10 protein-coding genes are annotated in these 11,126 nt (G+C 74.6%); 4 read left to right on the top strand and 6 right to left on the bottom strand.

Annotated features, from left to right (window positions below; all coding sequences use genetic code 11):
* Positions 1-41: 41 nt before the first annotated feature.
* From ACFU7Y_RS29910 to ACFU7Y_RS29895, 4 genes are all read right to left on the bottom strand, one after another.
* Positions 42-1,139, bottom strand: coding sequence for a MerR family transcriptional regulator (locus ACFU7Y_RS29910; RefSeq protein WP_224283310.1), 1,098 nt, complete (start codon positions 1,137-1,139; stop codon positions 42-44).
* Positions 1,140-1,173: 34 nt separating this feature from the next.
* Entirely contained in the window at positions 1,174-2,040 is an 867-nt protein-coding gene (locus ACFU7Y_RS29905) for an RNA polymerase sigma-70 factor (protein ID WP_263455457.1), read from the bottom strand.
* 108 nt (positions 2,041-2,148) lie between these two features.
* Positions 2,149-2,367, bottom strand: a complete 219-nt coding sequence (locus ACFU7Y_RS29900; RefSeq protein ID WP_224283308.1) for a hypothetical protein — start codon at positions 2,365-2,367, stop codon at positions 2,149-2,151.
* Positions 2,364-5,603, bottom strand: a complete 3,240-nt coding sequence (locus ACFU7Y_RS29895; protein ID WP_380770275.1) for an SNF2-related protein — start codon at positions 5,601-5,603, stop codon at positions 2,364-2,366. Before ACFU7Y_RS29895 ends, ACFU7Y_RS29900 begins: the two co-directional genes overlap by 4 nt.
* Positions 5,604-5,786: 183 nt before the next feature.
* Between ACFU7Y_RS29895 and ACFU7Y_RS29890 the strand changes: the two genes are divergently transcribed.
* Entirely contained in the window at positions 5,787-6,401 is a 615-nt protein-coding gene (locus ACFU7Y_RS29890) for a YceI family protein (RefSeq protein ID WP_224285566.1), read from the top strand.
* Between the two features lie 129 nt (positions 6,402-6,530).
* On the opposite strand, the gene ACFU7Y_RS29885 is transcribed toward ACFU7Y_RS29890, so the two are convergent.
* Positions 6,531-7,511, bottom strand: a complete 981-nt coding sequence (locus ACFU7Y_RS29885) for a LysR family transcriptional regulator (protein WP_380770274.1) — start codon at positions 7,509-7,511, stop codon at positions 6,531-6,533.
* 114 nt (positions 7,512-7,625) lie between these two features.
* Here ACFU7Y_RS29885 and ACFU7Y_RS29880 point away from each other — a divergent pair, with 114 nt between their 5' ends.
* Together ACFU7Y_RS29880 and ACFU7Y_RS29875 are read left to right on the top strand one after the other, a co-directional pair.
* Complete coding sequence (locus ACFU7Y_RS29880; RefSeq protein ID WP_380770273.1) at positions 7,626-8,969, top strand: MFS transporter; 1,344 nt, start codon at positions 7,626-7,628, stop codon at positions 8,967-8,969.
* Between the two features lie 9 nt (positions 8,970-8,978).
* A complete protein-coding gene (locus ACFU7Y_RS29875; RefSeq protein ID WP_380770272.1) occupies positions 8,979-9,458 on the top strand; it encodes a macro domain-containing protein in 480 nt (159 codons plus the stop codon).
* Positions 9,459-9,524: 66 nt separating this feature from the next.
* On the opposite strand, the gene ACFU7Y_RS29870 is transcribed toward ACFU7Y_RS29875, so the two are convergent.
* Complete coding sequence (locus ACFU7Y_RS29870) at positions 9,525-10,103, bottom strand: GNAT family N-acetyltransferase (protein ID WP_224283422.1); 579 nt, start codon at positions 10,101-10,103, stop codon at positions 9,525-9,527.
* A gap of 181 nt (positions 10,104-10,284) precedes the next feature.
* Between ACFU7Y_RS29870 and ACFU7Y_RS29865 the strand changes: the two genes are divergently transcribed.
* Positions 10,285-11,085 (top strand): TetR/AcrR family transcriptional regulator, encoded by an 801-nt coding sequence (locus tag ACFU7Y_RS29865; RefSeq protein ID WP_224283421.1) that lies wholly within the window; start codon positions 10,285-10,287, stop codon positions 11,083-11,085.
* Positions 11,086-11,126: the final 41 nt, after the last annotated feature.

The following is an 11,126-nucleotide window of genomic DNA, read 5'->3' as shown; positions in this document are numbered from 1 at the left end:
CGCCGGGCCCGGTCGGCCGGGCCCGGCGGGCCTCTGGTCGCTCATGCGGACTCGGGCAGCCGGATCGGCATCAGGACGGAGAAGGTGCCCGCCCGGCCGGGGGTGCGGACGGCCAGCGGGGCGATCGGGCCGCCGAGTTCGAGGAGCAGCTGTTCGGGCCGCCCGGCGTCGAGGGCGTCGAGCAGGAAGTCCCGGTTGACGGCCAGCCGGTAGCCCTCGGGGGCCGGGTCGTCGGCGACCGTCAGGAGGCCGTCCCCGGTCACGGTCAGGACGGTGACCTCGCAGTCGGCGCCGTCCGGGCCGGAGGGCAGGGTGCGGGTGGTGCCGCTCTCCACTGCGGCGCGCAGTTCGGCGGCGGGCAGGGTGATCCGGTGCTCCGGTTCGAGCCGGGTGACGGCCCGGTGGTCGGGGTAGTCGACGTCCGGGGCGGCGCCCTCGATCCGGTGCTCCCCGGCCTCGGCCCGGACCAGTCCGCCGCCGAGGGTGAGTGCCACCTCTGCCGCCCCCGCGCCGAGCAGCGCGCGCAGCGCGTCCACCAGCGCGGTCGGGACGACCGTGCCGGCCACCGGCCGCTCGGGCGTGTCGCCGGCGGCGGGCACCTCGGCGAGGGCCATCCGGTAGCGGTCGGTGGCGACCAGGCGCAGTACCGGTCCGTCCGGCTCGAAGAGCACGCCGGCGAGCGAGGGCAGCTCCGGGTCCGCGCAGACCGCGAAGCGGACCGCGTCCAGGGCGGCCGCGAGGTCCTCGGCCGGGACGGTGAGCCGGAGTCCGGCAGGGGTGGTGGTCATCGGCTGCTCCCTCTGGTCGATCATCGTGTGGATCAGGGAGAGCTCGCGGCGGGCGTCGGCGAGGCCGTCCTCCAGCCGGCGCAGGTGCGCATCGAGCACCTGCCGGGCCTCGCCGCTGCCGGGTGCGGCACCGAGCACGGCCCGGATGCCTGCCAGCGGCAGGCCGACCCGGCGCAGCCGGGCCAGCAGCCGGGCGTCGGCGAGCTGGACCGGCCGGTACCAGCGGTAGCCGGTCTGCGGGTCGACCCAGGCGGGGGTGAGCACCTCGGCGCCGTCGTAGTAGCGCAGGGTGCCGACGCCCAGACCGCTGGCGCGGGCCAGTTCGCCGATGCTGTGCAGCTCGCTCTCCATGCCGGTGACTCTGCGGGCTCGACCTGGTCGAGGGTCAAGCCGGGTCGGCGAGGTGGGCCAGCTTGTGCGGGTTGCGGACAGCGCGGATCTCGGAGATCCGCACGGTGCCGTCGGGCTGCTCGGCGAAGTCGAACACCGAGACGGAGTCGACCGCTCCGTCCACGGTGATCAGCACGCCGGGCTCGCCGTTGACCAGGACCGGACGAGCACCGGCCCCCTCGCCGAGTCGGCGGAGCACCCCGAGGACGAAGCGGGCGACGTTCTCGGCGCCGGTGACCGGCCGCAGCGCGGCGCGGATCACCCCGCCGCCGTCCGTCCATCCGGTGACGTCGGGCGCGAGCAGTTCCAGCATCCGGTTGAGGTCGCCGCCGACGCAGGCCGCCAGGAACTCGTCGGTGGCCCGGCGGCGCAGCTCGGGCGGAGCGTCGTAGCGCGGCCGGCGGGCGCGCACGTGCGCCCGGGCCCGGCTGCCGACCTGGCGGCAGGCGGCCTCGGTGCGGTCCAGGGCCTCGGCGATCTCCCGGTAGGAGAAGCCGAAGGCCTCCTTGAGCACGAACACCGCCCGCTCCAACGGCGACAGGCTCTCCAGCACCACCAGCAGGGCGACCGAGACGGTCTCGGCCCGCTCGACGCCGTCGGTCGCGTCCGGCTCGGTGACCAGCGGCTCGGGCAGCCAGGGGCCGACGTAGGACTCGCGGCGGACGGCGGCCGAGTCCAGCTTGTTGAGCGCGAGGTTGGTGACCGTACGGGCCAGGAAGCCGCCGGGGCCGGCGACCGGGCCGGTGACGCCGCTCCAGCGCAGCCAGGTGTCCTGGACCAGGTCCTCGGCGTCGGCGACGCTGCCGAGCATCCGGTAGGCGATGCCGAAGACCATCCGCCGGTGCTGCTCGAAGTCGGCCAGCCTGGGGTCGGTCGGTCGGGTGTCGTCGGCCTGCGCGGCCCCGCTGGTCGGCCCGGTCCCGTGGGTGTCGGTCACCCGCGCGACGCTACCGCACGGTAGCCACCGCGCTCAGCTCCGGAAGGCCTCGTAGGCGGGGGCGAGCACGGCGGCGAGGTCGCGGCCGTGCACGGTGATGCCGGAGCGTCCGAGGCGGCGCAGCGAGGGCTCGTCCGGGCCGTCCTCCTCGGGCGGGGCGGGGTGCAGGGTGAAGTCGCCGCGCCAGTAGGCGGCGACGTTGACCACGGGCGGCTTCGGTTCGTCGGTCAGCGGTTTCGGTTCACCGGTCATGCGTCCTCCTCGGCCACGGCGTCCTCCCGGGTGAGGGCGACCAGTTCGCGCAGCGCCTCGACCGGCAGGTCGGTGAGCCAGCGCTCACCCTCGCCCACCACCGTCCGGGCCAACGAGCGTTTGGCGGCGAGGAGTTCGTCGATCCTCTCCTCGACGGTGCCGACGCAGACCAGCCGGCGGACCTGGACGTCCCGGCGCTGGCCGATCCGGAAGGCGCGGTCGGTGGCCTGCTCCTCGACCGCCGGGTTCCACCAGCGGTCCAGGTGGATCACCTGGTTGGCGGCGGTCAGGTTGAGGCCGGTGCCGCCGGCCCGCAGCGAGAGCAGGAACACCCGTGGCCCGTCCGGGGACTGGAAGCGTTCGACCAGTTCCTCGCGGCGCGCCCGGGGCAGGCCGCCGTGCAGGTGGAGCACCTCCTCGCCGAGCCGGCGCTCCAGGTACGGTCGGAGCATCGTGCCGAACTCGGCGTACTGGGTGAAGACCAGCGTCCGGTCACCCTCGGCCAGCGCCTCCTCCAGCAGTTCGGCCAGCCGGGCGACCTTCCCCGAACGCCCGCCCACCGCCGAGCCGTCGTGCAGCAGTTGGGCCGGGTGGTTGCAGACCTGCTTGAGCTTGCCGATCGCGGCCAGCACCGTGCCGCGCCGCTCCACGCCCCGGATGCCCTCGACCCGCCGCAGGAGGTCGGCGACCACGGCCTGGTAGAGGCCGGCCTGCTCGGCGGTGAGGTTGCACCAGACGGTCATCTCCTGCTTGGCGGGCAGCTCGGCCGCCACCGCCGGGTCGGACTTGACCCGGCGGAGCACGAACGGCGCGGTGCGGCGCCGGAGTTCGGCGGTGCGCTCGGGGCTTCGGTGCAGCTCGACCGGGATCGCGTAGCGTTCCTTGAAGCGCTCGGCCGGCCCGAGCAGGCCGGGGTTGGCGAAGTCCAGGACGGCGTGCAGTTCGGCGAGCCGGTTCTCCACCGGGGTGCCGGTGAGCGCGATCCGGTGCCGGGAGACGGGCAGCGCGCGGATCGCCCGGGACTGCGCGGTGCCGGTGTTCTTGATGTGCTGGGCCTCGTCGGCGACCACCCGGCGCCAGCGGATCGCGCGCAGGGCGGCGAGGTCCCGCTGGACCAGCCCGTAGGTGGTGATGACCAGGTCCACGCCCCTTACCGCTGCAGCGAGTTGCTCCGCGCCGAGGCGGCCGGCTCCGTGGTGGACGTACCGCCGCAGGCCGGGGGCGAAGCGCTCGGCCTCGCGCTGCCAGTTGCCGACCAGGGACATCGGGCAGACCAGCAGGGTGGGGCCGGTGGCGCCCTCGGAGCGTTCGGAACCCTTCTCGGGCCCCTCCTCGGAGATCTTCTCAGCGCCCTTCGCGGAGCTCTCCTCGGCGGCCTTCTCGGAGGCGAGCAGGGCGAGGGTCTGGACGGTCTTGCCGAGGCCCATGTCATCGGCCAGCACGGCGCCGAGGCCGAGCCCGGACATGGTCCGCAGCCAGGCCAGTCCGCGCTCCTGGTACGGGCGCAGCACGGCCCGGAAGTCCGGCGGCAGTTCCGGTGCCGGGGCGGCGCCGGACTGCCCGGCGAGCAGCTCGCCGAGCGGACCGTCCGCGCGCACCGAGGTGACCGGCAGCCCGGCGACCGTCGCCTCCGGGTCGAGGGCGAGCCGCAGCAGCTCGGTGGCGGCGAGCACGCCGTCGCGCCGGTCGGCGAGGAAGGCGAGCGCGGCGGCGATCTGCGCCGGGTCGGCCTCCAGCCAGGTGCCGCGCACCCGGACCAACTCCTGCTTGGCAGAGGCGAGTTCGGCCAGCTCCTGCTCGGTGAGCGGATCCCCCTCCGGGCCGAGCGCGGCCTGCCAGCGGAAGGCGACCACGGCATCCCGGTCCACCTGGCTGGTGACCGCGAGCGAGCCGGGCGCGGGCGGGGTGGTGGCGCGCAGGGCGAGCCCGAGCCGGGGACGGCGGCGCCACCAGGCGGGCAGCAGCACCCCGAAGCCGCCCTCGGCGAGGGCGGGCGCGGCGGTGCGCAGGAAGTCCAGTGCGCCGGCCCGGTCCAGCGGCAGGACGGACGGGCGGGAGCGGTGGCGCAGCCCGTCCAGGGCGGGCCACCGGTGGGCGGCGCGGGCGAGTTCGGCGACCAGGACGTCGACCGGGTCGTCGGCCTTGCGGGCGAGCGCGGCATGGGCGGCGCCGCCCTCGTGCAGGTCGGCGGCGCGGACCAGCAGGGAGGGCTCGTCCACGGCCTGGAGCAGGAACTCCAGCTGCCAGGCGTCGTCGGAGGGGCGCCCCTGCGGGTCGTCCGGGTCGGGGCCGAGCGGCTCGACCAGACGGAAGCAGAGCCGCAGCGCCGGGTCGACGGGCTCGGCGGCGGCGTACCAGGCGCCGAGCCGGCGGCGCAGTTCGGCGACCTCCTCGGGCGGGGCGCCGTCGATCCCGCCGTCGGGGGTGCCGAGGGCGTGCAGCCAGCGCTCGGCGACGGTCCCGGCCTCTCCGGGCGGCGGGAAGGGGGTGTCCGCCAGTGCGGCACGGGCCTCGGCGTCCACCAGCGCGCCCAGGGCGGCGCCCAGCAGCGCTTCGCCGCTGCCGGGCCCGTGCGGCCACTCCCCCAGCAGGACGGGTGGGCAGCCGGCGGCCAGGGCGGCGGCCTCGCGGCGCCCGGCCGGGGTGAGGTCGGGCCGCCACCGGGCCTGCGGGCGGCCCTCGGCGGCATGGGCCCCTCCTGTCCGAGGGCGGGCGGGGAGCGAGGGCAGCGGCAGCACCCGGCCCCGGCCGACCGTTCGCCAGGCGAGGTCGTGCACCCCGGTGAGCCAGCGCAACGAGGGGCCGTGGACCACCTCGACCCGCCCGGCGCCGGGCAGGTCGGAACCGGTGACGGCCCAGACCGGGTCGAAGACCTCGCCGAGCAGCTGGGCGGCGGCCCCTGCGTCGAAGAGCAGCGCCGGTACCCGCCAGGGGGTGAGGACCGCACCGCCGCGCGGCGGGGTGACCGACAGGTCGGGCGAGGGCGCGGGGAGGGTGCCGACGGTGGGCAGCAGCAGGGTGGCCCAGCGCTCGGGAGCCTGCCCGGCGAGCCAGCCGAGGCCCGGGCCGATGCCGCCGAGCACGGCGGCCAACTCGCCAGCCGGGCAGGCGTAGGGGTGGGCGCGCGGGGTGGGCCGGCCGGGGCGCGGTTCAGTGACGGCGGAGTGGGCGCGGGCGTCCTCGGCCCAGAGCGCCAGCTGCCCGTCCGCCCGCCAGAGCGCGTGCAGGACGAACATCGGGGGCCTTCCGGGCGGGGTGGGACCGTCCTTCGCAGCCTAACCGGGAGGGCCGACAGGGCCGGTCCGCTGGGCCGTTCGAGGGAAGCCCGAAAGTTCTGGTTGAAAGTTGAACGAAGTTGCCCTACGCTGGAGCCAACAAGTTGAAGCCTAAACAAATGGCTTCGGACCAAGGAGGAAGCCATGGGCCTGTTCAACCGCACCAAGACCGTCACCGCCCCCACCGCGACCGCCGTCCGGACCCCGGCCGGCCCGGACCTCGCCCACCTGACCGGCGACTGGACGATCGACAACACCCACAGCGAGATCGGCTTCTCGGTCCGCCACGCGATGGTCACCAACGTCAAGGGCCGCTTCACCGAGTACGACGGCAAGCTGCACCTGGACGGGACCCACCCGGGCGACTCCTCGGCGGAGCTGGTGATCAAGGTCGGGAGCATCGACACCAACCAGGCCCAGCGCGACGAGCACCTGCGCACCGGCGACTTCTTCGCCGTCGAGACCCACCCGGAGATCCACTTCCGCAGCACCTCCGCCCAGCTGCTGGGCGGCGACTCGTACCGGATGACCGGCGACCTCACCATCAAGGGCACCACCCGCCCGGTCGTGCTGGACCTGGAGTACACCGGCAGCGCCACCGACGCGTACGGCGCCCAGCGGGTCGGCTTCGAGGGCAAGGCCGTCGTCGACCGCACCGAGTTCGGCCTGACCTACAACGCGGCGCTGGAGACCGGCGGCGTGCTGATCGGCGAGAAGGTCAAGCTCAGCTTCGACATCTCCGCCGTCAAGGCGGCCTGAGCCGGGCGATCCGGCCCCCACGAGCACCGCCCCTGCCCGTCCCCCCGGGGCAGGGGCGGTTCCGTCCGTCCTGCGGCTGCTTCGCCCACCCCGGCGGCAGTTTCGCCCACCCTGCGGCAGCGGTTTCGCCTACCCCGGCGGCAGCAGCGCCGCGTCCGCCGCGGGCAGCCAGCTGCCCGGCGGGCGGCGCAGCCAGCCTTCGGCCGCGCCGAGCGCGCCCGCCGCCGTGGCCAGTGCCCGCAACCCCGGGTGACGCTCACCGGGCCGGTGCACCAGGCTGACCAGACTCAGCGGCACCGGCTCCACCAGCGGCACGTTCACCGTCCCCGGGATCCGCGGGCCGCCGACCGTGGTCAGCATCGGATCACCGTGCCGGGCGAGGTAGCGGGCGGTCTCGTCCACGCCCACCGGCGGCACGTACGGCGCGGCCGCCGCCAAGCCGTGCTCGCACACCAGCCGGGTGCCGAGATCGGCCCACTCGGTGGTGGCCGGGTTGCCCGCGCAGACGTCGACGGGGTGCCCGGCCAGGTCGGCCATCCGCAGCACCGGGCGGCCCGCCAGCGGATGCGTGTCCGCCATCATCACCGAGATCCGCTCCAACCGCACCGGCAACTGGACGAGTTGACCGCGCACCGGGGCGGGGAGCCCGGCGAAGCGGCCGAAGGAGGCGTCCAGGCGGTGGGCCAGCAGTTCGGCGGCGGCCGCGGCCAGTCCGCCGTGGAAGCGGGCCAGCAGCTCACCCTCCGGCCAGGCGGCGCGGGCCTGTTCGAGCACCCGGTCGGCGGTGAGGTCCGGGCCGGTGACGTCGCTGTTGAGGTCGAGCAGCAACGGCCGGGCGGCGGCCCCGGTCAGCGCTCCGGCGAGGATCTCGTCGTGCAGGGCGAGGAACCGGCGGGCCCGGGGCAGCAGCAGCCGCCCGGCCGGGGTGAGTTCGACGCTGCGGGTGGTGCGGGTGAACAGCGCGTCGCCGAGCAGCCCCTCCAGGGTCCGGACGTCCCGGCTGAGCGCCTGCTGGGCGATGTGCAACCGCTCGGCGGCCCGGCCGAAGTGCAGGGTCTCGGCGGTCGCGACGAAGCCGCGGAGCAGACGGGGGTGCAGGTCACGGGGCATGCGCGGCAGATTAACAACAGTGCGTTGTGAGTACGGCGAAACAGGTGTTGGACGGCCGCCCGTCGCCGGCGCCAGGCTGTGGGCATCCCCCTTCCCCCTGCTCACAGGAGCCCGATGCCCTCGCGCGCCTCCCTCGCCTCCTACCGACGGCTGTTCGCGGCCCCCGGCGCGGTCGCCTTCACCTCGACCGGACTGCTCGGCCGGCTGGCACTGTCGATGAACGGCGTCGCACTGGTGGTCCTGCTCTCCGAGCGGCGCGGCTCGTACGGACTGGCCGGGGCGGTCTCGGCGGCCGGACTGGTCGCCGGCGCGGTCGGGATGCCGCTGATCGGACGGCTGGTGGACCGGTACGGGCAGGCGCGGGTGACGGTACCGGCCGCGCTGTACAACGCCGTTCCGCTGACCGGGCTGCTGCTCTGCGTCCGGCTCGGCGCACCCGACTGGACGCTCCTCCTCTGCTCCGCGGCCTGCTCGGCGGCGCCCAACCTCGGCGGCATGGCCCGTTCCCGCTGGGCGCACCTGTACCGGGACGACCCGGTCGCCCGGCACCTGGCCAACTCCTTCGAGCAGGCACTGGACGAACTCTGCTTCATGGCCGGGCCGGTGCTCGCGATGCTGCTCTGCACCACGCTCGCCCCGGAGGCCGGACTGATCACCGCCGGCACCCTCGGCACCGCCGGCGCCCTGCTGTTCGCCGCCCAGCGGCGCACCGAACCCCCGCTGTCCCCCGCGCCGGCGCAGGGGCCGGATCCGGCCGGCCGACGGCACGGCTCCCCGCTGCGGGCGCCCGGGCTGCGGGTGCTGGTGCTGACCTTCCTGGCGACCGGCATGGTCTTCGGCGCGACCGAGATCACCACCGTGGCGTACGCCGACGCGCTCGGCCACAAGGCGTCGGCCGGCCTGCTGCTGGCCCTGGTCGCGGCCGGTTCCTGCGTGGCCGGGCTGCTGTTCGGGCTGCTGACCCCGCGTCGGGCACCGGGTGCGCGCTTCCTTTTCGGCGCCACGGCGATGGCCGCGGTGCTGCTGCTGCCGCTCGCCGCCGGGCTGGGCGGGGCCGGGCTCGGACTGCTCGGCGTGGCGCTGTTCGCGGCCGGCACCGCCACCGCGCCGACCATGGTGACCGGGATGACGCTGGTCCAGGAACTGCTGCCGCAGCGGCAGTTCAACGAGGGGATGGCGATGGCGGTGTCCGGCATCGTGGTCGGCATCTCGGCCGGGGCGGCGCTCGCCGGGACGGTCGCCGAGCAGGCCGCTCCGGGCACCGGCTACGCCCTGCCCGCCGTGGCCGCCGGGCTCGCGCTGCTGATCGCGCTGGCGGGGCGGCGGCACCTGACGGGGCGGACGTCCGGGGCCGGCACGTCAGCAAACGTGCCTGCGGGCACGCCTGGCGAGACGTCGGGCGGGGCGTCAGACGCGGGGCCGGAAAATGCCGAGCAGATTGTCAGTGGCACCGTCTAACTTCGAGGCATGGCGGAAATCACCTACGTCCGAGGCGATGCCACCGCGCCCCTGGGCAAGGGCGTGAAGGTGATCGCGCACGTCTGCAACGACCTCGGCGGCTGGGGCAAGGGCTTCGTGCTCGCACTCTCCAGACGCTGGCCCGAGCCCGAGGCCGCGTACCGACGCTGGCACCGGGAGCGGGCGAAGAACGACTTCGGCCTCGGCGCCGTCCAGCTGGTGCCGGTCGGTCCGTACGTCTGGGTGGCCAACCTGGTCGGCCAGCACGGCATTCGGACGGGGCGCTCCAGCGGGGTTCCGGTGCGCTACGAGGCGATCGACACCGGGCTGGCCGCGCTCGGCGAGGACGCGCTCCGGCTCGGCGCCTCCGTCCACATGCCGCGGATCGGCTGCGGTCTGGCGGGCGGACGCTGGGAGCGGGTCGAGCCGCTGGTCACCGCCCGGCTGACGGCCCGGGGCGTCCCGGTGACCGTCTACGACGTCGACTGACCGGACGCCCCGACCCCTTCCACCACCCCACCGACCCGATCACTTCGGCCACTTCGGCCACTTCGGCTACTTCGACCGATCCGTCGGCTCCGGCCGGTCGGACCCGACCGCCACGCGCGCGGCCGGCCAGGCGTACACGTACTCGGGCAGCAGGAATCCGCCGGGGAACTCACCCTCCTGCGCCCGGACCCGCTCGGCGCCCTCGCGCTCGTAGAAGGCGATCGCGCGGGTGTTGTCCCGCAGCACCTCCAGGGAGAGTTCGGCCCCGGGGTGCCGCTCGGCGACATGGGTGCGGGCCGCGGTCAGCAGCTCGCGACCGATGCCGCCACCGTTCAGGCCGGGGCGCACGTGCAGGTTGTCGATCAGCACCCCGCCGTCCGGCTGCGGGACGAGGTAGATGAACCCGACCGTCACGCCCGCCCGTTCCGCCACCAGGAGCTCGGGGGAGTTCTCCGGCTCCCCGTAGTCGGCCTCCAGGCGCAGTTTCCACAGCTCGCGCCGCTGGGCGACCATCCCGTCGCCCAGCCCCTCCTCCGGGACGATCCCCTGGTAGGTGGTGCGCCAGCTGTGGGCGTGCAGCTCGGCGACGGACTCGGCGTCCTGCACTCCGCCGCGCCGGATGACGGTCTGCCCTGAACTGATCATGTGACCAGCCTCCCACAGAGAATGGAGTTGAACATGTTCAACCGATACGTCTACAGTTCTGCCCAGCCTTTGAACGCGTTCGAAACAAGGGGGGTCGCCGTGGCACCGGATGCGGAGGGGGCATCCGGTGCCACGAACACCGACACCGGGTGGAACGTCGTCTCCGGCTAGGCTCGTGCTCGTGGACGACCTGGCATCGACGAACCGAACGGACGGCGAGAACGGCGCGGTCGGGGCTCCGGCCGCGCCCGGACCGGAGGGCGCGCCCCTGCCCGGCGGCCGGGCACAGCCGAAGACCGACAAGAGTGAGGCGACCCGGGCGCTGATCCTGGAGACGGCCATGCGGCTGTTCCAGGAACGGGGCTACGAGAAGACCACCATGCGCGCGATCGCCACCGAGGCCGGCGTCTCGGTGGGCAACGCGTACTACTACTTCGCGGCGAAGGAATTCCTGATCCAGGGGTTCTACGACCGGATGACCTACGACCACGCGGCCGACGCCAAGCGCCGCATGGCCCACACCCGGGACTTCTCCGAGCGGTTGCAGATCGCGCTGACCTCCTGGCTCGACACGGCCGCGCCGTACCACGAGTTCGCCGCGCAGTTCTTCCGCACCGCCGCCGACCCGACCAGCTCGCTGAGCCCGTTCTCCAACGAGTCCCACCCGGCCCGGGCGACCGCGGTCGAGCTGTTCCGCGACGTGCTCCAGGGCTCGGAGCTGGCGCCCAAGCTGGACGCCGAACTCGTCGAGCTGCTGCCGGACGTGCTCTGGCTGCACCTGATGATCGTGGTGCTCTACTGGGTCTTCGACCGCACCCCGGACACCGAGCGGACCAGGGAGTTCGTCCGCCGCTCGACGCCGCTCGCGGCCCGGGTGATCAACCTGTCCCGCTACCGGGTCTTCCGGCCGATCGTCCGCGACGCCAAGGGCCTGATCCAGGACTTCATCCTGCCCACCATCGGCAAGACGGCGGTCAAGTAACGCCCGCCACAACGACGACAAGGAGGCCGGCCCGCGAACGG

The organism is Kitasatospora sp. NPDC057542, from assembly GCF_042801945.1.
In the GTDB taxonomy this organism is placed as follows: domain Bacteria; phylum Actinomycetota; class Actinomycetes; order Streptomycetales; family Streptomycetaceae; genus Kitasatospora.
This window is presented reverse-complemented; position numbering and strand designations above follow the sequence as displayed.

Coding starts and splice junctions, on each gene's coding strand:
- ACFU7Y_RS29890 (WP_224285566.1), top strand. CDS start 5,787: ATGGGCCTGTTCAACCGCACCAAGACCGTCACCGCCCCCACCGCGACC.
- ACFU7Y_RS29895 (WP_380770275.1), bottom strand. CDS start 5,603: ATGTTCGTCCTGCACGCGCTCTGGCGGGCGGACGGGCAGCTGGCGCTC.
- ACFU7Y_RS29880 (WP_380770273.1), top strand. CDS start 7,626: ATGCCCTCGCGCGCCTCCCTCGCCTCCTACCGACGGCTGTTCGCGGCC.
- ACFU7Y_RS29910 (WP_224283310.1), bottom strand. CDS start 1,139: ATGGAGAGCGAGCTGCACAGCATCGGCGAACTGGCCCGCGCCAGCGGT.
- ACFU7Y_RS29885 (WP_380770274.1), bottom strand. CDS start 7,511: ATGCCCCGTGACCTGCACCCCCGTCTGCTCCGCGGCTTCGTCGCGACC.
- ACFU7Y_RS29900 (WP_224283308.1), bottom strand. CDS start 2,367: ATGACCGGTGAACCGAAACCGCTGACCGACGAACCGAAGCCGCCCGTG.
- ACFU7Y_RS29875 (WP_380770272.1), top strand. CDS start 8,979: ATGGCGGAAATCACCTACGTCCGAGGCGATGCCACCGCGCCCCTGGGC.
- ACFU7Y_RS29870 (WP_224283422.1), bottom strand. CDS start 10,103: ATGATCAGTTCAGGGCAGACCGTCATCCGGCGCGGCGGAGTGCAGGAC.